The sequence below is a fragment of the Flavobacterium ranwuense genome (genome assembly GCF_004349315.1).
GTDB lineage: Bacteria > Bacteroidota > Bacteroidia > Flavobacteriales > Flavobacteriaceae > Flavobacterium > Flavobacterium ranwuense.
Window position 1 is genome coordinate 1 of record NZ_SMLH01000012.1, and the last position, 21,635, is coordinate 21,635.

The following is a 21,635-nucleotide window of genomic DNA, read 5'->3' on the forward strand; positions in this document are numbered from 1 at the left end:
ATAGCCAAGTTTAGAACGACATCAACAACAAAAAATACTCGAATGAAAATAAGCAGACCTGCAATAATGAAATTATCCGAAATGATATGTGGGAACGAAGCATTTAACCATTTCCCTTATCGTTCTTCATCCCAACTGACAAAATTTTTCATAGACAATGACCTAGACTTTGTTCAAGATGGTTCAACCCGACATTCTTGGGTTCAAGACGTTTTAAATAAGCTTAATGACCAATCAAGCGAACACGAAAATTTGCCAAATAGGGATTTAATCAAAGTAATAATATCGTTAGTAAATCCAGATTATTTTCTCTTTGATGAAAAATTAGACCATAAAAAAGCTGTTGAAGATGTAAATAAGGCTTTAAAATCATCAAAAATCATACTTAAAGAAAAAGCTGACGGACAATATTTGCTAACAACATTAACAGGACAATTTATCTCTACCGGTATTAGCGAAATTGAAGCAATACAACAAATTACATTTACACCATCTGTATTCAAAATCCCTAAAAAACCAACAAATTCTAAATTAATTTCAGTAATGATGCCTTTTAGTCCTGCTTATCGCGGGACATATGAAGCAATTAAACGAGTTGCCGACCATATGGAATTAGAGTGTTTAAGAGCAGACGATATTTGGGAAAACTCAACTATTATACAAGATATTTTTGACTTAATATTTTGCTCAAGAATAGTTATCGTAGATTTTAGCGAAAGAAATCCAAACGTTATGTATGAAACTGGAATTGCTCATACACTTGGTAAAATAGTAATTCCAATAACACAATCATTCAATGATATTCCTTCAGACCTGGTACATCACAGAGCGTTGAAATATTTGCCGAATGATGAAGGCTATAGAAACTTATCAAATGAACTTTACAAAAGAATTAAAACAATAATTGAAGAAAAATAAAACCCGATAGCGTGGATTTGCAATCCGTGCCCACAACGATAAGCACTTAATCAAAAGAAAATACTAGATGTGATTGCTTCGTTCCTCGCAATGACTCAGCAAACTGTTAAAATCTAATTTAAGCGTTCGTTTACACTATATTGGATTTTCCTCAAAATACCGTTCTTCAATTCGTTTGATATCTTTTATGGAATTTTTGGCCCAAGCCAAACGTTTTTCTAAAATTTCATTTTCAGATAAATGTCAATCAATGTTTGAATTGCGCAATCGATTCGTTAATTTTTCAATGATTAGAATTGCAGAAATTATATTAAAATTAGCTTCTGAGCAACTGATAAAATATTTTTTTCATTAACTTCAGGCAAATTCGCAAGAGGAAACAATTGCTGTCCCGGACGGCTGACAAATGCCGTTTGCCAACCAGCCCAATTTGCACCGGCAACATCCCAACCGTGTGCAGCTATCAGCATACATTCATTCGATTTTAATCCCATTTTTTTGGCAGCCCAATCATAAGTATCTACATGTGGCTTGAATTTACCTACGTCTTCTATACTTAATACATCGTCAAATAGATCCTGAATTCCCGCATATTTAAGTTGCTTTTCTACCGCTTTATTGGATGAGTTAGTGAAGGCAACCAATTTAAAACCTTCTCTTTTTAAAAGTAAGAGTGCTTCTTTCACTTCTGGATGTGCGGGCAATGATAAAATTGCGGTAACAGCATCTTTAGCTTGTTTATCCGTTATAGCAATTCCATTTTTGTGGCCAACCATTATAAGTGCAGCGACTCCAATTTCTCCAAAATCTTTATACTGGTTTGCTACTGTTGTAACCAATGAATACTGAAGCATTGTAGTGAACCACAATGACATCAATTCTGGATGATCTCCCAGCGCTGCGCCAATACTTTTTTTCATCGTATTAAGATCCAGCAACGTTTCATTTACGTCAAAAAATAATACCTTGGGTCTTTGGAAACAACCAACACTATACTCCACCATATTGTCTGCATCCTCTTTTACAATTAAAATAGGCGCATCAACTCTTTCCCCTCCCACTGGCAATGTAGAATTTATTAAATTTTCATTGCTATTTTTAAATTCTTTCATTGTTTTTCTCTTTAAATCATGCGTTAAATAAAGTATACGTCAAAGTATCTTGTTTTGCGAAAACTGTACAAGTTACATGATATTTTTTAAAATAAATAACATAATCATAACAATACATAAAACAGCTATTTCACGTTTTCAGCAAAGTAGCGTTCTTCAATTCGCTTGATGTCTTTTATGGAATTTTTGGCCCAAGCCAAACGCTTTTCTAAAATCTCATTTTCGGATAAATGCCAATCAATGTTTGAATTGCGCAATCGATTCGTTAAGTTTTGAATGATTATCGCCGCCGAAACGGATATATTCAAACTTTCGGTAAAACCAACCATCGGAATTTTAAGAAAACCGTCGGCGCGTTGCAATATTTCTTCTGACAAGCCGTCTCTTTCTGTTCCAAAAAATAAAGCACTCGGTTTCGAAATATCAAAATCCTCCATCAAACAATCATTATCATGTGGCGTGGTAGCAATGATTTGATACCCTTTACTTTTTAACGTATCCACACAATTCGTAATGCTGTCGAAGGTATTGATGTCAACCCATTTCTGGGCGCCCATTGCAATTTCCTTGTCGATACTTTTTCCGTAACGCTGCTCAATAACATTCAATTCTTGAATTCCAAAAATCTCACAACTGCGCATCACCGCACTCGTATTGTGCATTTGAAAAATATCCTCAACAGCAATAGTAAAATGCTTGGTTCTGTTTTCCAATACTTTCAGAAATTTTTCTTTTCGATTATCGGTTAGGATATTTTCAAGAAAATTAAGGTAATCGACATCAATCATTGTGGGTTGTTTTTTTGGCAAAAATACTAAAAAAGACTAGTTTTATATACTAATTAGAATCAAGGATTGAAATGTGCCGTTAGGCACTAAATATTGGTAGAAAACAAGAGGTGAAACGAATTTAGCGTGCCGTAGGTACGCAACATTTATGGTTTTGTCGCGTACCTACGGCACGCTAATAAATTTTGAGCCTAATTACTCCCAATATTTAGTGACTAACGGCACACCCAAACAGCTATTAAATCTGATTCTCATTACAAATGCATTTTACAAATGAAAAAGAAATTAGTGGTTTTGACAGGAGCCGGAATCAGTGCCGAAAGTGGCATCAAAACTTTTCGTGACAGTGACGGATTATGGGAAGGTCATAACGTCATGGATGTCGCAACTCCCGAAGGCTGGCATAGAAACCCGGCTTTGGTACTGGATTTTTATAATCAAAGACGAAAACAACTCAAAGAAGTACAACCTAATTTGGGACATTTAATTTTGGCTGAATTAGAGAATCACTTCGATGTTTACATTATTACCCAAAATGTAGATGATTTACACGAACGCGCCGGGAGTTCTAATGTGTTGCATTTGCACGGCGAATTATTGAAAGTAAGAAGCACCAAAAACCCAAATTATATTCTAGATTGGCAGGACGATTTAAATTTTGGCGATTTAGACGAAAACAAAAATCAATTGCGCCCGCATATTGTCTGGTTTGGCGAGGAAGTTCCTGCTCTTGATGAAGCAATAACACTAACTCAAAGTGCAGATTATTTTGCCGTCATTGGGACGTCATTACAAGTGTATCCTGCGGCTGGATTAATCGATTTTACGCATCCCGAAACACCTGTTTTTTATATTGACCCAAAACCGGCAAAAATTCCAAATCTTAGAAATCCATTGGAAGTAATCCCAGAAGTGGCTTCAGAAGGAGTTGCTTTTTTGAAAGAAAGGCTACTCAATCAATAACAAAATCAATGGCAATGATAATGACAATGAAAAATTTTAGTTTCAATAAAGAATTCCCGCAAAAAATCTAAACTTATAACCCATAACTTATAACTTATAACTATTTTTGTGCCTTTCGAACAAACAACAAAACAATGACTACTTTAAACGAATTGAATGCTATATCGCCAATCGACGGAAGATATAGAAACAAGACTATTTCACTGGCTCCATTTTTCTCTGAAGAAGCCTTAATCAAATACCGCGTATTGGTTGAAATTGAATATTTCATTGCTTTGTGCGAAGTGCCTTTGCCACAACTAAAAAACGTAAACCCAGATTTATTCGAAAGCTTACGCAACATTTATAAAAATTTCTCTACTGAAGATGCCCTTTGGATCAAAGAAACAGAAAAAGTGACCAACCACGATGTAAAAGCGGTGGAATACTTCATCAAAGATGCTTTTGAAAAATTAGGATTATCAGAATATAAAGAGTTTATCCACTTTGGATTGACTTCCCAAGATATAAATAATACAGCAATTCCATTATCTACAAAAGAAGCTTTCGAGAAAGTGTATATGCCTTCCTTGATTACTTTGACATCAAAATTGAAAGATTTAAGTGTTGAATGGAAAGACATACCAATGCTTGCCCGTACCCACGGACAACCCGCATCTCCAACTCGTTTGGGTAAAGAAATTGGTGTTTTTGTAGAGCGCTTAGAAGAGCAAATGCGTTTGTTATTTAATGTTCCTTTTGCAGCTAAATTTGGCGGAGCAACAGGGAATTATAATGCGCATCATGTGGCATATCCTCAAATTGACTGGAGAAAATTCGGAGGAAAATTTGTTGAAGAAAACCTTGGTTTACACCACTCCTTCCCTACTACACAAATAGAACATTACGATCATTTCGCCGCATTTTTTGATGCTTTGAAAAGAATAAATACCATCATCATTGATTTAGACCGAGATATTTGGACGTATGTTTCCATGGAATATTTCAAACAAAAAATCAAAGCAGGAGAAATAGGTTCTTCGGCAATGCCACACAAGGTAAACCCAATTGATTTTGAAAATTCAGAAGGAAATTTAGGAATAGCCAATGCAATTTTCGAACATTTATCGGCTAAATTACCATTGTCAAGATTACAACGCGATTTGACTGACAGTACGGTTTTAAGAAATATTGGTGTACCAATGGGACACACGCTAATCGCTTTTGAAGCTACTTTGAAAGGATTAAACAAATTGTTATTGAACGAACCAAAATTCCACGAAGATTTAGAGAAAAACTGGGCTGTTGTTGCCGAAGCAATTCAAACGATTTTGCGTCGTGAGGCCTATCCAAATCCTTATGAAGCGTTGAAAGGATTAACTAGAACCAATGAAGCGATTGATAAAAAAGCAATTCACGGTTTTATAGCAACCCTAGAAGTTTCGGATGAAATTAAAGCAGAATTGATGCAAATCACACCAAGTAATTTCTTAGGAATATAAGCTTTAAGAAATTATTGAAATTTGTAAAATCCCGTTGAAAAGAGGCAAAAATTCTTTTCAACGGGATTTTTATTGCTAAAAAAATCATAAAAAGCAGTATTTAGCTAAAATTACACTTTAAAAATTAAAGTTTTTTTTATATCTTACCAAGATACACAAAACCCTTACAATAGAAGTAAACGCCTATGAATACAGCAGAAACAGTAGCAAATGCATCGCACCATTTACAACCTTTAATTAGTGATTTAGGATTAATTCTGATGACAGCTGCCGTTGCAGTTTTGTTGTTTAAAAAAATAAAACAACCTCTGGTTCTGGGGTATTTAATTGCCGGATTTTTGGCTGGAAATCATTTTGATTTTTTCCCATCGGTAAAAGATATTAAAAGCGTAGAAGTTTGGGCAGAGATTGGAGTAATCTTTTTATTATTTAGTTTGGGACTGGAATTCAGTTTTAAAAAACTGATGAAAGTGGGTGGTACCGCATCTATTACTGCTGTAACACAAATTATTTCGATGGTAGCCATCGGATATTTAGTGGGCCAATGGATTGGTTGGAAACCAATGGACTGTATCTTTTTAGGAGTGATTCTTTCGATTTCATCCACCACTATTATTTTGAAAACATTTGATGAACTCGGAGTAAAAACCCAAAAATTTGCGGGAATAGTTATCGGTTCGCTTATCGTGCAAGATATAGTCGCCATTTTGATGATGGTATTGCTTTCTACTATTGCGGTAAGTCAACAATTTTCAGGTGGCGAGCTGTTGCAATCCGTTTTTAAACTGATCTTTTTCTTGACAATATGGTTTGTTGGCGGTATCTTTTTTATCCCGACTTTACTTAAAAAAGCCAAAAACATATTGACAGACGAAATGCTGCTAATCATCTCACTTGCTTTGTGCTTAATGATGGTAATTCTTGCTGCCAATGTTGGTTTTTCTCCTGCATTAGGCGCTTTCATAATGGGTTCCATCATTGCCGAAACAACTCAGGCGGAACACATCGAACATTTAGTAAAACCCGTTAAAGATCTTTTTGGTGCGATTTTCTTTGTGTCCGTTGGTATGTTAATTAATCCAAGTACATTGTCCGAATATGCTTTGCCAGTCGCTATTTTGACATTGGTAGTGATTATAGGACAATCCGTAAGTTCAACAATTGGCGCTTTACTTTCAGGACAACCTCTGAAACAATCGGTGCAAACAGGAATGAGTTTGTCTCAAATTGGAGAATTCTCCTTTATTATTGCAACATTGGGAATGACATTGAATGTAACCAGTGATTTTCTTTATCCAATTGTAGTGGCTGTATCAGCAGTGACGACTTTTACGACACCTTTTATGGTCAAATTCGCCACTCCATTTTCAGAATATCTGGAAAAAAAACTGCCTAGGAAATGGATTAAAAAAATTGAACGGTACAGTGCTAATGCGCAATCCATAAAATTAGTAAGCAATTGGCAAATAGTCGTACGTGCGTTTCTGACGCAGGTAATTATCCATTCCGTAATTATAGTGGCTGTTATTTTACTTTCATCAAAATACATTCTGCCTTTAGTTCAAGGATCACAATTTGGAAACATATTTGCGGCATTAATTACAATCGTAATAATATCTCCTTTTTTATGGGCGTTATCCTTGCGACGCGTCGCGACAAAAGAAGTAGCCATTTTGAGAGAGGAACGTAAATATCGCGGACCAATACTGATGATGATTTTGCTACGAATGGTATTGGCCCTTTTTTATATTGGATTCTTATTAAATATCTTTTTCTCTCCCGGAATCGCTTTTATAATGCTGATTGTTGCCGTTGTTGTATATTTTATTTTTCCAAAAAAACTAAATGCGCAATATCACAAAATTGAAGACCATTTTTTGAAAAATTTAAATGCCCGAGAAATTAAAAAAGCGGTAAGAAGTCGTAGTGATTTAACACCTTGGGATGGTCACATGACCACTTTTGAAATTGCTCCAACCTCGAATATTGCCGGAAAAACATTAGAAAAATTAAGCATTCGAGAGCAATTAGGAATTAATATCGCTTTCATCAAGCGTGGAGAAATCACCATTAATATTCCTAGCAGAAACGAAAGATTATTTCCTGGAGACGAAATTTGTGTGATCGGTACTGATACCCAAGTGGCAGCATTTAAAAAATATTTGGACCAGCATGAGATTGATGTCTCACCATTGGTAACTGAATCTGATATTGTTTTACAGCAGTTAGAGCTAATCAACGAAGCATTTATTGGAAAAAGCATACGTGATTCTGAATTACGCGAAAAAACGCGTGGCTTGATTGTTGGTTTGGAGAGAGGAGGGAAAAGAATTCTCAATCCAGAATCAAAATTAATTTTAGAAAAAAACGATATTCTTTGGATTGTTGGCAGCAAAAAACTGTTGGCGAATCTTTCCAAAAATTAAACAAGAAAATTTATTTTTTACAATTCTATTTTGGTTGAATTAGCGCATTCCAAAATATACATTTTAAATGTATCCCGTCTGAGCAAAACTTTAGATTTTGTTCAAACGGGATTTTCTGTTTATTGTTAAAAAAAAGTAGCATTTGAATAATAGTAAATCATTAAAATTAAGCAATATTTTATACCTTAGATGAGTTTTCTTTTTATAAAGAACATTGTAAATCAACACAATAATCCTTTTAAATTGTTACAATAAATTTATGCCAAAAAATAAAATCTTAATCCTATTTTCACATCCTTTATTCGAGAAATCTCATGCGAATAAGGCTTTAGTGCAAAATATTCCCGATTCAGAAAACATTACTTTTCATGATTTATATGAGGAATATCCGGATTTTGATATTGACGTAAAATACGAACAAGATTTATTAAGTCAACATGATATTATCATTTGGCACCATCCCATGTATTGGTATAGTTGTCCGCCATTGATGAAACAATGGATTGATATGGTGCTTGAGCATAATTGGGCTTATGGAAAAAAGGGTAAAGCATTACAGGATAAAATTATTTTTCAGGTAATTACAACCGGCGGCGATAAGGAAAATTATTGCGAAACGGGTAGTGATCGCTATAGTATTCTTGAATTATTGGAACCGTTTAACCAAACTGCAAAAGTGTGTAATATGATTTATTTACCTCCTTTTGTAGTGCATGGAACTCATAATATGACCAAAGAAGATTATGAAAAAAATGGTTTGATTTATGGTTATTTTTTGGACTATTTAGAAAGTAATAATTTAGATACGGATGAAATTTTGCAACACCATTATCTGAATGAATGGTTTGCAACAATACAGACATAACATGGATACAAATTTTTTACTTCAGGCAATCATTTATTTAACAGCAGCCGTAATTTGTGTGCCTATTGCTAAAAAATTAGGGCTGAGCTCCATTTTAGGCTATTTATTAGCCGGAATAATTATTGGTCCTTATGTTCTTGGTTTTATAGGTCAGGAAGGTCAGGATATTATGCATTTTGCTGAATTTGGCGTCGTAATGATGTTGTTTTTGATTGGTTTGGAATTAGAGCCAAATAAGTTTTGGAAAATGCGGAAATTCATTCTGGGAATGGGTGCTGCACAATTGATCGGAACCACTCTTATTCTATTTATTGGATGTCTATTTTTTATGGACTGGAGATGGGAAACTACATTAGCCATTTCACTGGGATTGGCCTTATCTTCTACTGCTATTGTCTTGCAAACTTTAAAAGAAAAAGGATTATCAAACACTTCCGTAGGACGTTCCTCATTTGCGGTTTTACTTTTTCAGGATATTGCAGTAATCCCAATTTTAGCTTTTTTACCTCTTTTGTCAACGGTAAACCTTGAGGCTGTAAATGATGCGCCACAATCATTAATTACAGGTTATGCGAGCTGGTTGCAAACGGTAATTGTGATCGGAATTATATCGACAATCTATTTTGCCGGTCGTTTTGTATTTGTTCCATTATTGCATATTATCGCAAAAACTCGTTTGCAGGAATTGTTTACTGCTTCGGCTTTATTATTGGTTGTTGGCGTTTCCTATTTAATGCAATTGATTGGGTTAAGTCCTGCACTTGGTGCTTTTATGGCTGGTGTCGTACTTGCCAACTCTGAATTTCGTCATGAATTAGAAGGCGATATTGCACCATTTAAAGGATTGCTTTTGGGGCTGTTTTTTCTTGGTGTTGGTGCTTCAATAAACTTCCTATTAATTATTGAGAATCCTCTTTTCATTTTTGTTTTTGGAGCCATCCTAACTCTGGTGAAATTCGTAGTTTTATTTGTAATCAGCAGATTTCATAAAAATAAAATAGATCAAAATCTATTATTCGCTTTCGGTTTGAGCCAAGCGGGAGAATTTGGTTTTGTAATCATGAGTTTCTGCCTGCAATTGAATATAGTTCCCAATATTTTAGCCAATCAAATTATGGCAGTAATAGCCATGAGTATGGTTGCAACTCCTTTTCTGCTATTAATAAATGAGCGAATAATTTATCCCAATACCCGAATTCAGGAAAAAGAAATAAAAAAAGATAATGATTATATTGACGAAGATAATCCCGTTATTATTGCTGGTTTTGGGCATTTTGGAAGTACAGTTGGTCGCTTACTGAGAGCGAACCAAATAAAATCAACTATTCTGGATTATGATTCAGACCGAATCGATTTATTACGAAAAATGGGGTTTAAAGTCTATTATGGAGATGCGACTCGATTAGAACTATTGAAAGCTGCGGGTTGTGAGAATGCTAAAATTTTTATCGCTGCCATAGATAATCCTACCGTAAATCTTCAAGTAATTGAAACCTTAAAAAAACACTTTCCAAATTTAAAAATCTTAACTCGTGCCCGAAACCGGAATGATGCCTATGAATTAATCGATCATAAAGTCGAACATATTTACAGGGAAACTTTATACAGCGCTGTAAATATGGGTGTTGATGCATTAGTAGAATTAGGACTTCGAAAATATACGGCAACCAGACAAGGACAGCAATTTATAAAATACGATGAAATTACCACACGTAAATTAGCTGAAAAACGTCACGATAAAATGGCGTTTCTTATTACAATCAAGGAAGAAATTGAATTACAGGAACAGTTATTAAAGAGTGATATTTATTCCCAAGTTGCAGCAACCAATCACAGTTGGGATAGCCAGCATTTAAAAAACAACTTAGCAGACTTGTCTGACACATCTGAATTGCCGGACTAATATAATACAGTTTACAACAATAAAAAAAACATAATTAACACCCTTAAAACGGAGTTAATTATGCTTTTTTTTTATGATTTTGAACGAAAAACTATCTAGAATAATTTGGAGCTTCTTTCGTTATCGTCACATTATGAGGATGACTTTCGTTGATACCACTTGCAGTAATCCGAACAAAACGTCCTGTTTCCTGTAACGTTGGAATATCTTTTGAACCACAATATCCCATTCCGGCACGAAGACCACCAATGAATTGTTGCATGCTTTCGTTCAATTCTCCTTTATATGGAACACGACCTACAATTCCTTCTGGAACCAGTTTTTTTACATCATCTTCCACATCTTGAAAATAACGGTCTTTTGAGCCTTCTTGCATCGCTTCAACAGAACCCATTCCACGGTATGACTTGAATTTTCTTCCTTCAAAAATGATAGTTTCACCAGGAGATTCCATGGTACCTGCCAGTAATGAACCTAACATTACACAATCAGCACCCGCAGCAATCGCTTTAGGGATATCTCCTGTGTAACGAATCCCACCATCAGCAATTACGGGAACTCCAGTACCTTTAATCGCTGCTGCTACTTCAAGAACAGCTGAAAATTGTGGAAAACCAACACCCGCAACAATACGAGTCGTACAGATAGAACCTGGTCCAATCCCTACTTTTACCCCGTCAGCACCATTTTCGACAAGATATTTGGCTGCTTCAGCAGTGGCAATATTACCAACAATAACGTCTAAGTCAGGGAATTTAGCTTTAACTAATTTTAGTACATCTACAACTCCTTTTGTATGTCCGTGAGCAGTATCGATTATAACTGCGTCTACTCCAGCATTAACCAAAGCAGTAGCTCTTTCAACAGCATCTGCAGTAACACCTAATGCAGCCGCAACACGTAAACGTCCGTATTTGTCTTTGTTTGCATTTGGTTTTTGAGTCAATTTAGTAATATCTCTAAACGTAATTAAACCTACTAATTTATAATCAGCATTTACTACTGGAAGTTTTTCGATTTTATACCCTTGCAAAACAACTTCGGCTTGTTCCAAAGAAGTACCTTCGGCAACTGTTACCAAGTTTTCGCTGGTCATTACTTCAACAATAGGTCTGGCATTGTTTTTTTCGAAACGCAAATCTCTATTCGTAACAATACCTTTCAGTTTTTTATTTTCATCTACAATTGGAATACCTCCAATACCAAATTCTTTCATCGCATTTTTAGCATCTGCAACAGTAGAAGTCAATGGTAAAGTAACAGGATCGATAATCATTCCAGACTCGGCACGTTTTACTTTTCTGACTTTCGCAGCTTGTTGCTCGATAGTCATATTTTTATGCAAAACACCAATTCCTCCTTCTTGAGCCATAGCAATTGCCATTGCACTTTCGGTAACAGTATCCATAGCAGCAGATACAATTGGAACATTAAGTGTTATATTTCTTGAAAATTTTGATTGAATACTCACTTCGCGAGGAAGCACATTTGAGTAGTTAGGAACTAATAGAACATCATCGTAAGTTAATCCTTCACCGATAATCTTAGAGTTGTGTGCGATCATTGCAATTGTAGTTGGAGTTTAATTGCGTGCAAATATAGATAATTTTAAGCAAAAAATCGCTATGATTTTACAATAAATAATTAAATTACAGTTCAAAGTCAATTCTTTGGTTCCAAATTACTCCTTGGTTTTCAATCGAGGAAATTTGATTCATTCGTTTTTCAATGACAGAATGAATAGAAATTCACAGCAGATTTAAGCGACAAAAATTCGAACAAAACTGAATATTATTTTTTACTATTCTTAAAAATAACATTAAGTCCTAGCTGAAAAGATAGACTATTGGCTTTGGTAACATCCTTATATTCCAAAAGATTATCGGCGAGAACATAGAAATTAACCGGTCCAAACATACTGGATAAACCCACTCCAATATTTTTATAAGAATAAGAATCTATAGTATAAGTTGCTTTCATTTGCAACGAATTGAAAATTTTTCTTCTGTAATAGGTCGTGAAAGCAACTAAAGGTGTTCTCGGGGTAGACATTACGAATAATTGAGCACCTACAGCGCTTTTATAAATAGTTTCAGGATCATAATTAAGACAGTTACAATCCTCAGGTCTTTCTTCATCAAATGAAAATTGAATTGAAGTGTTGAACTTTGTGGGTCGCCAAGTCGTGTAATCGGCATACAAAGTATCCAAAGGAATGGCATCCTTAAATTCCTGATATCCATCTTCTGCAGAACCTCCAGAACTAAATTTAGGAATGACTCCTTCGTATTTGTAAGTTCCTTTAAAAGTCAAACTTTCTACTTCTTTGGCATGTTTTATAAAACCAAGATCTATGACACTTGCTGTTATTTGAATGTGTTTCTTTGGATAATAAGTCAAACCAGCATCAAATCCCAAGCCTAAATTGCCACCCAGAAAGGCTCTTTTGGTAATATCTTTTACTGCATTTGGCTCATAATCTTCATCATCGTATTTAGCAGTTCCCGATGTATTGAGCTGCAAATCCGAATAAATCATTTGTTCATAAACCCCTTGTGTGGAAGGAATAGTATAAATGTATCCTGAATTATTAGTTGAATTGGCATTATAAATACTGGAATAGATCTTTCCTCGCGCTCCTAGAATTAATTTTTCATTTATTTTTTTATGAAATCCAATATGAAAGACCGAAAGCATTTCTGCTTTTACACTCAAATCCCCTAAATTGAATACTTTACCCAAATAATCTCTATTTCCGTCTAAAGCCAAAACTGCAATATCTTTAGGCACATAACTCATAAAATCAAATTCTTGGTACATTCCAAACGAAACATAGGAATCCCCTTGATCTCCCGCTATTTTAAAGCCTCCGCTAAATAATTCTATTTGTTCGTTTAGGACTACTCTATCTTTTCTTGTTGTAGAGAATACTACATTTCGCAGTTTTACATTAAAATCTACACCATTATCAGCAAATAAATCATACGCAGAAAATCCACTCGAACCAACATTTGTAGAAATACCAGACAATAAAGGAATCCCAAAATACCAATTGTACTTCACATCAGAACCCGGATTAGTCAGCAAAGACTGAGGCACTGAAGTGAAATTATATAAAATTTGTTTGTTTTGTGAAATGCAACCTATTGTTAGAAATAGAACAAAAATCAAAATTATTTTTCTCATTCAATTATAAAATAAGCGGTTACTCCTGAACGTAATTTTAAACTCCCTATGCTATTCTCACTTAATGGTGGACCGGCAAACATGGTGAGCGTGAAAGTAATTTTAGTAGTTCTTTTTAATAAGTCCAGTGTAGCATTTTGAAATATTTCAGTTTTAGTAACTATATTTTCTGCACCAGTATACGCTGGCACAATAAAATTTGTGGAATGAACAGGTTGATTATTTCTATCCAGAAATACTAAATCTATTCTGTAACTTCTATTTATAGTATTGTTAACTTCAAAAAAAAGGTCTACTCTGCTTAAATTATCCTTGAAAAATTTATCATTGAATACATCAACAGCTGGCGTATCCATAAAAACGGTGTGCTCTATTCCTCCAGTTACAAATTCATTTGCGGGAATATTAAAATAAGCTAAGTTTGATATAAATACAGGTTCTAATTTTATATCATTGACTTGATTATAATCTAAATCACTTGCGCATGAAGATGAAAATAATATCAAAATTAGTATACTTAAGATTCTATGAATGGCCCGTAGTTTCATCATATTTAGTATGTTAAAGGTAAATTTGGGAACAGTATAACTAACGTATCAATCATAAACTTATTATTTTCAAGATATAGAGTTCAATTACCATTTTTTCCATTTTAATGAAATTCACCAAATAGCTTTGAAGCCTCATTGTAAGCACTTTCAAAACTTATAGGGCTCATATCAGTACTCTCTTTTTGTGAGGTAAAATAAGACAATAGTTTCTCTGTAGGCATATTACCCGTTAAATCATCTGTTGCCATTGGACATCCGCCAAAACCCTGAATAGCACCATCAAAACGACGGCAACCCGCTTTGTAAGCCGCATCAATTTTTTCAAACCATTTATCAGGCGTAGTATGAAGGTGAGCTCCAAATTCTATTTTTGGATATTTTGGAATTAAATTCGAAAACAAATACGAAATCACATCTGGTGTTGAACTTCCTACCGTATCCGAAAGTGATAAAATTTTGACTCCCATTAAAGCTAATTTTTCAGTCCACTCCCCTACTATTTCAACGCTCCAAGGATCGCCGTAAGGATTACCAAATCCCATAGAAAGATACCCTACAACTTCTTTATTCGTATTATCGGCAATTTCAAGAATTTCCTGTAACGTAATTAATGATTCGGCAATCGTCTTGTGGGTATTCCGCATTTGAAAATTCTCAGAAATCGAAAATGGAAACCCTAAATACTGTATTTCAGAATGATTTGAAGCTAATTTTGCTCCTTGCGTATTCGCTATAATCGCCAATAATTTACTTTTGGTTTGAGATAAATCAAGTTGTGCCAGAACCTCAGCCGTATCCTGCATTTGTGGAATCGCTTTTGGCGAAACAAAGCTTCCAAAATCGATGGTGTCAAAACCTACACGCAATAAAGACTGAATATAAGTCACTTTTCTCGCCGTAGGAATAAAAGGCTTTATGCCTTGCATGGCATCACGTGGACATTCTATAATTTTTATTGGCTCCATAGAAAGCCAAAGATAGAAAAACAATTAAGAATTTTAAATTATCAGTTTTAAATTTTTGAAAATTGACATTATTACGTATTTTGGTAATAAATTAAAATATTACGTAATTTGGTAATATTAAATATTATTACGTTATTTGGTAATAATTTACTTTAAACTTTTAAAGTAGACCTTACTTTTTTAATTATATTTGGATATGACAAGCATAATAACTGGAGACATTGTTAATTCAAGAAAACTACCTTCTAAAATATGGATGGACGGTTTGAAAGAACTATTGAATACCAAAGGTAAAAACCCGAGTGAATGGGAAATTTATCGTGGTGACGAATTTCAGATGGAAATTATAAATCCTGAAGAAGCACTATTGACAGCTTTGCAAATTAAGGCCTATCTAAAAACCCTAAAGCTCGACGCGAGAATGAGTATTGGTTTTGGAGATAAAACCTATTCAGCAGTAACAATTTCTGAAAGCAATGGAACTGCGTTCGTTCGTTCGGGAGAGCTTTTTGAAACTTTAAAAAAACAAAAAACTACCTTAGCCATTAATTCAGGGAATACTGATTTAGACACTGAGATGAATTTAATGCTCCGTTTAGGATTGACCTTTATGGATAATTGGCTGGTGCAATCGGCTGAATTTGTTTTGGCATCCATAGAAAACAAATCGCTTTCTCAAGAAGAAATAGGTGTGAGATTAGGTATAAATCAAGCTGCAGTAAGTCGCAGACGAAAACGAGCGCAGTTTGATTTGGTGCTGGAACTAGATAATCATTTCAGAAAAAAAATTAAAACCCTCAGTGTATGATTATTTTTGTAAAACTACTATTGGCACATTTACTTGGTGATTTTTTATTTCAACCTACATCTTGGGTTTTAGATAAAGAAAACAAGAAACACAAAAGTATTTATCTTTATATCCATACACTTCTTCATTTTATACTGGCTTGGGCTTTAGTTGGCGGGACTGATTTTGTTTGGTTTGCCATTTTACTGGCACTAACGCATGGAGGAATTGATTTTTTGAAATTACATTTTCAAAAAAATAAAACAAAACGCAACTGGTTTGTAATGGATCAACTGTTGCATCTTATTGTACTCATAGCAATTACACTATTTTACAATAACGAACGTATTGATTTTACAGCATTCGACAACCGATTTTGGATCTTTGTGACTGGAATACTTTTATTAACAAAACCTACATCGATAATTATAAAGAATATCATTTCGATTTGGACTCCTGAAAACAAAACAAGCGACGATTCCTTATCCAATGCCGGAAATTACATTGGAATATTAGAACGCCTGTTCGTTTTTTGCTTTGTGATTACTGGCCATTTTGAAGCCATTGGTTTTTTATTGGCAGCAAAATCTATTTTCCGATTTGGAGATTTAAAAGAAGCCAAAGACCGAAAACTTACTGAATATGTTCTTATCGGAACCTTATTGAGTTTTGGCATTGCATTATTGACAGGGCTTTTAGTAAAATTTGGGTTGTTGCAATTTTTCTAAAATCTTTTTGTTTATGGCCTTAACCAAAGCTGGACCTTCATAAATAAAACCGGTGTACAATTGCACCAAACACGCTCCTGCCTCCAATTTTTCAATCGCATCATCGGCAGAATGGATTCCTCCTACTCCAATAATAGGAAAGGCTTTATTGCTTTTTTGAGATAAAAAACGGATGACTTCGGTAGAACGTTGCGTTAATGGTTTTCCTGACAAACCACCCATTTCTGTTTTATTTTCGGATTGTAATCCTTCACGGGAAATGGTGGTATTGGTAGCGATAACACCCGCAATTTTAGTTTCCTTGATAATATCAATAATATCTAGTAATTGCTCATCAGTCAAATCTGGAGCAATTTTTAGCAGAATTGGCTTTTGTTTTGGCTTAGCCAAATTCTTATTTTGAAGTGTTTGCAACAATTGTGTCAATGGCTCTTTGTCTTGTAAGGCACGGAGATTTGGCGTGTTTGGGGAACTTACATTCACCACAAAATAATCCACATAATCATACAAAGCATCAAAACAGATTTCATAATCCGAAGTTGCTTCTTCGTTTGGTGTCAACTTATTTTTACCAATGTTTCCACCAATCAAAACGCCTTTATTTTGTTTCAAACGTTCCACCGCTTCCTGAACTCCGCCGTTATTGAATCCCATTCTATTGATAATGGCGCTATCTGCTTTCAGACGGAACAATCGTTTTTTAGGATTTCCTTCCTGCCCTTTTGGAGTAAGCGTTCCTATTTCGATAAAACCAAAACCAAAACTGGACAATTCTTTATACAACTTGGCATCTTTATCAAAACCAGCCGCAAGTCCAACTGGATTTTTAAATTTCAAACCAAAAACTTCGGTCTCTAATCTTGGGTCATTGACTTCATAAAGCAACTTAAAAAGAGAGGTAAATCCAGGAATTTTAGATGCAAATCGAATCAATGAAAAAGTAAAATAATGGACTTTTTCCGGATCAAACAAAAATAGAAATGGGCGAATGAATACTTTATACATAGTTGTAGTTTGTTGGTGCAAAAATAGAACTATCTCATCGATAATTAAATATTTCGAAAAAAAATTATACATCAACATTTGATTTGGCTGTAGCCAAAGAAGAAATAGCAAAAAAACAGTAGTTAAACAAAATACTTGCTCCTAATTATTTACAAATAATAAAATTTACTTTCAATCTGCTTCATTTAAAATAAAATATTTATTTTTCAATGTTTTTTCTTATATTGTACTAAATAAATAAGTATTTATTTAATTTTTTATCAACTTAAAATAGTACCGACATGAAAATAAAATTACTCTTTACAGCTATTTTACTTTCCAGTTTTCAACTATTTTTTGCGCAAGCAGTAAAAAATGAAACAAAAAAAGACACAACCAAATTAGCGACAAAAACTACTGTAACAACAATTAAAGACACTGTTATTGTGTCTAAGGCTGTAGAAACTGGGGTTGTCGCAGCAGCAATACAAAATAATGCAAATGAAAAAGCATTAAAAGAGGAAGCTAAACTACTAAAAGACAAACTCAAAGCTGAGAAAAAAGCGCTAAGAGAAGCTAATAAAATCGAAAAAGAGCAAAAGGATTTTGAAAAAAAACAAAAAGCTTTTGACAAGCGACAAGACAAAATTCTTTCCAGTGAAAAATCAATTAGTACAATAAAATCAAAGATTTCAAATGAAGAAAGAAATTTAATTAAACTCAAAGAAAAATTTGAACAAAAGAAATCTAAAGGAAAGCTCAGTTCTATTGAAATTGAGAAAGAAAATATCCGAATCAGTAAACAACAAATAAAAATAAATAAGCTGGAAGGAAATCTTGATGAAGCAAAAGAAAAGTTAACTAAAATGAGAGAATAATTTGAACCACCTTCGGGTGGTTTTTTTATATAAAAAAGTATATTACACCCCGAAAACAGTATCGTTTATCGAGATTCATATACTGCAATTATTATTTTTAATTCGTAAAAATTAGTTCCTGATTAACTTCAAAATGCTCCTGAAAAAATGTTTATATTTGCATAAAAAACAAATTAAAATGCAACATATAATTGACCGTTTCATCAGTTACGTAACTATAGATACGGAATCTGACTCCAGCTCTGAAACTACACCCAGTACAAAAAAACAATGGGATTTAGCCAATAAACTGGTTGAAGAACTTAAAGCTATTGGAATGCAAGACGTGACAATTGATGAGAAAGCGTATATCATGGCAACTTTACCCAGTAATGTAACTCATGAAGTCCCAACTATTGGATTTATTTCACATTTTGATACTACCCCTGATTTTACTGGAGCCAATGTAAAGCCTCAAATTATTCCTAATTATGACGGCAAAGACATTGTATTAAATGCAGAACAAAACATAGTATTATCACCCAGCTATTTTAAAGATTTATTGCTTTACAAAGGGCAAACTTTGATTACTACTGACGGAACAACATTATTAGGAGCCGATGATAAAGCCGGAATTACTGAAATTGTGACTGCAATGGAATTCCTTGTCAACAATCCTGAAATCAAACACGGAAAAATCAGAGTTGGTTTTACACCAGATGAAGAAATTGGTCGTGGTGCCCATCATTTTGATGTAGCTAAATTTGGAGCGGATTGGGCGTACACAATGGATGGCAGTCAAATAGGCGAATTGGAATATGAAAATTTTAATGCGGCTGGCGCCAAAATTATTTTCAAAGGAAAAAGCGTGCATCCGGGTTATGCCAAAGGAAAAATGATTAATTCTATGTTGATTGCCAATGATTTTATCAATGAATTACCAATTGATGAGACACCCGAGACAACAAAAGGATACAAAGGTTTTTTTCACGTACATCATTTAACCGGAAGTATCGAAGAAACCGTTTTGGAATTAATCATTCGCGATCATAACAAGAAAAAGTTTGAAAAGCGCAAAGAACTAATCGAGAAAATCACTCGAAAAATCAATAAAAAATTCGCGAAACAATTTGGTGAAGATATTGTTATAACTGAGATTAAAGATCAATATTACAACATGAAAGAAAAGGTTCTACCTGTGAAACATATTGTTGATATTGCCGAAAAAGCGATGAAAGAAATAGGAATTAAACCTCTTATAAAACCGATTCGTGGTGGAACTGATGGTTCTCAATTATCGTATAAAGGATTACCTTGCCCAAACATTTTTGCTGGTGGACATAATTTTCATGGAAAATACGAATATGTTCCTGTAGAAAGTATGCAAAAAGCAGTCGAAGTAATTGTGAAAATTGCTGAATTGACAGCAACAAAAGATTCATCTAAAAAATAAGCTGTTGGAATCCTCAAAAACAACTCATACATGGGATAAAAACAATAATTGGTCAGAAGAATTAGAACTTTTAAAATCAATTATTGTCAAAACTGAACTCGTGGAAACTACCAAATGGGGTGGTATTGTTTATGTTCTGAATGGTAAAAACGTACTCGGAATAGGAGGATTCAAAAATTATTTTACAATTTGGTTTTTTAATGGCGTTTTTCTGAAAGATGAAAAAAAAGTTTTAGTTAACGCACAAGCAGGCGTTACTAAATCATTGCGACAATGGCGCTTTTCATCAAAAGAAGAAGTCAATGAAGCGGCAGTACTAGATTATATTCATGAGGCGCTTGCTAATGAGAAACAAGGGAAAAATAGTAAGCCACAGAAAAAAGAACCTATCGTTTCTGAACTTCTTCAAAAAGAATTAGATGCAGATGTAAATTTGGCAGATGCTTTTCTAAAATTTTCTCCTTACAAACAATATGAATTCTTAGAGTATATTGAAACTGCAAAACGAGAAGAAACCAAACGTTCCCGGATCGAAAAAATTAAACCAATGATAAAAGAAAACATTGGTTTGAATGATAAATACCGATAACATTAAGTCCCAATCCTGAAACTCAGAGTTGGGACTTTTTATTTAAAGTCACATTAGAATAATATACTCTACTTACTTAATCATTTATACAATCTCTTTCTTTAAAAAAAGAAAACACTTCTTCCTTGAGTATTATTTGTTGCATTACACGTACCATTCTGAAAAACTTAACATTGACCAGTGTATTAAATCACTATATTTACTTACAATCACTTAATAATTTAGTAACACCTGGACAACTACTCGTTTAATTGAATAAAAGCTAATACTATAAATTATGATACAAAAGAAAGAAGCGGAAACTGATCCAGTATCTCCAGCAAAACCTGAAATTGATAAGCCAATTAGAGCTCGCAGAACAAAAGTTGTTAAACCTGTAGCGGAACCCGTTGAAATTATAGAACCGGTAATTGAAGAAATCATAACGGAAATTATAGAAATCTCGACTATTAGTCTGGATGAAGATAGTACCGTTTCAAATAAGAAAAAAAATAAAAACGAGACTAAAAACAAAGTAAAAATGAAAGATAAAGACAAGAAAAAGGCTAAAAAAGCCGACGCAAAAGAGAAAGCAAAGCAAAAAGCGAAAGCAAAAGCCAAAAAGGCAAAAAAAGCCAAAAAGGATAAAGCGAAAAAAGCGAAAGTCAAAGCCAAGATAAAAGCTAAAAAGGCCAAAGCAAAATCAAAAAAAGCGAAGAAGAATAAAAAGAATAAAAAATAATAATATTTTTTTATCAAAAAAAAGTCCCAATCCGAATAATCGGTTGGGACTTTTTAATTCATTAAAATGAAAATTATTTTTTGTTCAATACGGCACTCATTTCCATAGAAATAGCAGAACGCTCCATTTTCAATTTTCCTGACATCGTTTCAACAACAACTGTTGTATCCGATAACTCAGAAACTTTTCCGTGAAGACCACTTTTTGTAATGATTTTATCACCTACTTTCAAGCTGCTTTCAAATTCTTTTTCGTTTTTCGCTCTTTTTTGTTGTGGTCTGATCATAAAGAAATAGATTACCACAAACATTAATAAAAACGGTGCAAATTGAGTTAATTGTTCCATAATTTAAATTCT

Annotated in this window: 20 protein-coding genes; 12 read left to right on the plus strand and 8 right to left on the minus strand. The window is 34.0% G+C overall.

Going from position 1 to position 21,635, the window contains the following annotated elements:
- A partial coding sequence (locus tag E0I61_RS15430; protein WP_205728764.1) for a hypothetical protein occupies positions 1-918 on the plus strand: 918 nt, incomplete at its 5' end.
- A 305-nt stretch (positions 919-1,223) separates the two neighbouring features.
- On the opposite strand, the gene E0I61_RS15440 is transcribed toward E0I61_RS15430, so the two are convergent.
- Complete coding sequence (locus tag E0I61_RS15440) at positions 1,224-2,030, minus strand: haloacid dehalogenase type II (RefSeq protein ID WP_235832139.1); 807 nt, start codon at positions 2,028-2,030, stop codon at positions 1,224-1,226.
- 125 nt (positions 2,031-2,155) lie between these two features.
- A complete protein-coding gene (locus E0I61_RS15445) occupies positions 2,156-2,818 on the minus strand; it encodes a TrmH family RNA methyltransferase (RefSeq protein ID WP_132072546.1) in 663 nt (220 codons plus the stop codon).
- Positions 2,819-3,091: 273 nt separating this feature from the next.
- On the opposite strand from E0I61_RS15445, the gene E0I61_RS15450 reads away from it, so the two are divergent.
- From E0I61_RS15450 to E0I61_RS15470, 5 genes are all read left to right on the plus strand, one after another.
- Positions 3,092-3,781: an SIR2 family NAD-dependent protein deacylase gene (locus E0I61_RS15450; RefSeq protein WP_132072548.1), complete on the plus strand. Its 690-nt coding sequence runs from the start codon at positions 3,092-3,094 to the stop codon at positions 3,779-3,781.
- A gap of 134 nt (positions 3,782-3,915) precedes the next feature.
- The gene (gene purB / locus E0I61_RS15455; RefSeq protein WP_132072550.1) at positions 3,916-5,262 is read left to right on the plus strand and encodes an adenylosuccinate lyase; all 1,347 of its coding nucleotides are present in this window, start codon (positions 3,916-3,918) and stop codon (positions 5,260-5,262) included.
- Between the two features lie 185 nt (positions 5,263-5,447).
- Positions 5,448-7,688 carry a cation:proton antiporter gene (locus E0I61_RS15460; protein WP_132072552.1) on the plus strand — a complete coding sequence of 747 codons (2,241 nt, stop codon included), beginning with the start codon at positions 5,448-5,450 and terminating at the stop codon, positions 7,686-7,688.
- 259 nt (positions 7,689-7,947) lie between these two features.
- A complete protein-coding gene (locus E0I61_RS15465) occupies positions 7,948-8,553 on the plus strand; it encodes an NAD(P)H-dependent oxidoreductase (protein ID WP_131996150.1) in 606 nt (201 codons plus the stop codon).
- Between the two features lies 1 nt (position 8,554).
- Entirely contained in the window at positions 8,555-10,456 is a 1,902-nt protein-coding gene (locus E0I61_RS15470) for a monovalent cation:proton antiporter-2 (CPA2) family protein (protein WP_131996147.1), read from the plus strand.
- 91 nt (positions 10,457-10,547) lie between these two features.
- Here the strand turns inward: E0I61_RS15470 and guaB are convergent, their stop codons facing one another.
- The 4 genes from guaB to E0I61_RS15490 form a co-directional block, all read right to left on the minus strand.
- Positions 10,548-12,020: an IMP dehydrogenase gene (gene guaB, locus E0I61_RS15475; protein ID WP_131996144.1), complete on the minus strand. Its 1,473-nt coding sequence runs from the start codon at positions 12,018-12,020 to the stop codon at positions 10,548-10,550.
- Positions 12,021-12,247: 227 nt separating this feature from the next.
- A complete protein-coding gene (locus E0I61_RS15480; protein WP_132072554.1) occupies positions 12,248-13,642 on the minus strand; it encodes a DUF5723 family protein in 1,395 nt (464 codons plus the stop codon).
- Positions 13,639-14,193, minus strand: a complete 555-nt coding sequence (locus E0I61_RS15485; RefSeq protein ID WP_235832140.1) for a hypothetical protein — start codon at positions 14,191-14,193, stop codon at positions 13,639-13,641. Before E0I61_RS15485 ends, E0I61_RS15480 begins: the two co-directional genes overlap by 4 nt.
- Positions 14,194-14,294: 101 nt before the next feature.
- The gene (locus E0I61_RS15490; protein ID WP_132072556.1) at positions 14,295-15,158 is read right to left on the minus strand and encodes a hydroxymethylglutaryl-CoA lyase; all 864 of its coding nucleotides are present in this window, start codon (positions 15,156-15,158) and stop codon (positions 14,295-14,297) included.
- Between the two features lie 196 nt (positions 15,159-15,354).
- On the opposite strand from E0I61_RS15490, the gene E0I61_RS15495 reads away from it, so the two are divergent.
- Both E0I61_RS15495 and E0I61_RS15500 read left to right on the plus strand, forming a co-directional pair.
- Positions 15,355-15,966 carry a hypothetical protein gene (locus E0I61_RS15495; protein WP_132072558.1) on the plus strand — a complete coding sequence of 204 codons (612 nt, stop codon included), beginning with the start codon at positions 15,355-15,357 and terminating at the stop codon, positions 15,964-15,966.
- Entirely contained in the window at positions 15,963-16,673 is a 711-nt protein-coding gene (locus E0I61_RS15500; protein WP_131996132.1) for a DUF3307 domain-containing protein, read from the plus strand. The genes E0I61_RS15495 and E0I61_RS15500 overlap by 4 nt, the downstream gene beginning before the upstream one ends.
- Here the strand turns inward: E0I61_RS15500 and E0I61_RS15505 are convergent.
- Positions 16,641-17,678 carry a quinone-dependent dihydroorotate dehydrogenase gene (locus tag E0I61_RS15505; protein WP_132072560.1) on the minus strand — a complete coding sequence of 346 codons (1,038 nt, stop codon included), beginning with the start codon at positions 17,676-17,678 and terminating at the stop codon, positions 16,641-16,643. The two genes, E0I61_RS15500 and E0I61_RS15505, sit on opposite strands and share 33 nt — an antisense overlap.
- A gap of 281 nt (positions 17,679-17,959) precedes the next feature.
- Here E0I61_RS15505 and E0I61_RS15510 point away from each other — a divergent pair, with 281 nt between their 5' ends.
- The 4 genes from E0I61_RS15510 to E0I61_RS16380 all read left to right on the plus strand — a co-directional run bounded on the left by E0I61_RS15510 (position 17,960) and on the right by E0I61_RS16380 (position 21,277).
- On the plus strand, positions 17,960-18,535 hold the full coding sequence (locus E0I61_RS15510; RefSeq protein WP_132072562.1) for a hypothetical protein: 576 nt from the start codon (positions 17,960-17,962) through the stop codon (positions 18,533-18,535).
- A 178-nt stretch (positions 18,536-18,713) separates the two neighbouring features.
- The gene (gene pepT, locus E0I61_RS15515; RefSeq protein ID WP_131996123.1) at positions 18,714-19,967 is read left to right on the plus strand and encodes a peptidase T; all 1,254 of its coding nucleotides are present in this window, start codon (positions 18,714-18,716) and stop codon (positions 19,965-19,967) included.
- Between the two features lie 4 nt (positions 19,968-19,971).
- A complete protein-coding gene (locus E0I61_RS15520) occupies positions 19,972-20,556 on the plus strand; it encodes a YdeI/OmpD-associated family protein (RefSeq protein WP_132072564.1) in 585 nt (194 codons plus the stop codon).
- Positions 20,557-20,833: 277 nt separating this feature from the next.
- Positions 20,834-21,277, plus strand: coding sequence for a hypothetical protein (locus E0I61_RS16380; RefSeq protein WP_205728693.1), 444 nt, complete (start codon positions 20,834-20,836; stop codon positions 21,275-21,277).
- Between the two features lie 73 nt (positions 21,278-21,350).
- Here E0I61_RS16380 and yajC read toward each other — a convergent pair whose 3' ends face one another.
- Positions 21,351-21,623 (minus strand): preprotein translocase subunit YajC, encoded by a 273-nt coding sequence (gene yajC, locus E0I61_RS15530; protein ID WP_131996117.1) that lies wholly within the window; start codon positions 21,621-21,623, stop codon positions 21,351-21,353.
- Positions 21,624-21,635: the final 12 nt, after the last annotated feature.

Excerpts from the sequence above, each read along its gene's own strand:
- E0I61_RS15440 (WP_235832139.1), bottom strand. The coding sequence starts at position 2,030 with ATGAAAGAATTTAAAAATAGCAATGAAAATTTAATAAATTCTACATTG.
- E0I61_RS15445 (WP_132072546.1), bottom strand. The coding sequence starts at position 2,818 with ATGATTGATGTCGATTACCTTAATTTTCTTGAAAATATCCTAACCGAT.
- E0I61_RS15450 (WP_132072548.1), top strand. The coding sequence starts at position 3,092 with ATGAAAAAGAAATTAGTGGTTTTGACAGGAGCCGGAATCAGTGCCGAA.
- purB (WP_132072550.1), top strand. The coding sequence starts at position 3,916 with ATGACTACTTTAAACGAATTGAATGCTATATCGCCAATCGACGGAAGA.
- E0I61_RS15460 (WP_132072552.1), top strand. The coding sequence starts at position 5,448 with ATGAATACAGCAGAAACAGTAGCAAATGCATCGCACCATTTACAACCT.
- E0I61_RS15465 (WP_131996150.1), top strand. The coding sequence starts at position 7,948 with ATGCCAAAAAATAAAATCTTAATCCTATTTTCACATCCTTTATTCGAG.
- E0I61_RS15470 (WP_131996147.1), top strand. The coding sequence starts at position 8,555 with ATGGATACAAATTTTTTACTTCAGGCAATCATTTATTTAACAGCAGCC.
- guaB (WP_131996144.1), bottom strand. The coding sequence starts at position 12,020 with ATGATCGCACACAACTCTAAGATTATCGGTGAAGGATTAACTTACGAT.
- E0I61_RS15480 (WP_132072554.1), bottom strand. The coding sequence starts at position 13,642 with ATGAGAAAAATAATTTTGATTTTTGTTCTATTTCTAACAATAGGTTGC.
- E0I61_RS15485 (WP_235832140.1), bottom strand. The coding sequence starts at position 14,193 with ATGATGAAACTACGGGCCATTCATAGAATCTTAAGTATACTAATTTTG.
- E0I61_RS15490 (WP_132072556.1), bottom strand. The coding sequence starts at position 15,158 with ATGGAGCCAATAAAAATTATAGAATGTCCACGTGATGCCATGCAAGGC.
- E0I61_RS15495 (WP_132072558.1), top strand. The coding sequence starts at position 15,355 with ATGACAAGCATAATAACTGGAGACATTGTTAATTCAAGAAAACTACCT.
- E0I61_RS15500 (WP_131996132.1), top strand. The coding sequence starts at position 15,963 with ATGATTATTTTTGTAAAACTACTATTGGCACATTTACTTGGTGATTTT.
- E0I61_RS15505 (WP_132072560.1), bottom strand. The coding sequence starts at position 17,678 with ATGTATAAAGTATTCATTCGCCCATTTCTATTTTTGTTTGATCCGGAA.
- E0I61_RS15510 (WP_132072562.1), top strand. The coding sequence starts at position 17,960 with ATGAAAATAAAATTACTCTTTACAGCTATTTTACTTTCCAGTTTTCAA.
- pepT (WP_131996123.1), top strand. The coding sequence starts at position 18,714 with ATGCAACATATAATTGACCGTTTCATCAGTTACGTAACTATAGATACG.
- E0I61_RS16380 (WP_205728693.1), top strand. The coding sequence starts at position 20,834 with ATGATACAAAAGAAAGAAGCGGAAACTGATCCAGTATCTCCAGCAAAA.
- yajC (WP_131996117.1), bottom strand. The coding sequence starts at position 21,623 with ATGGAACAATTAACTCAATTTGCACCGTTTTTATTAATGTTTGTGGTA.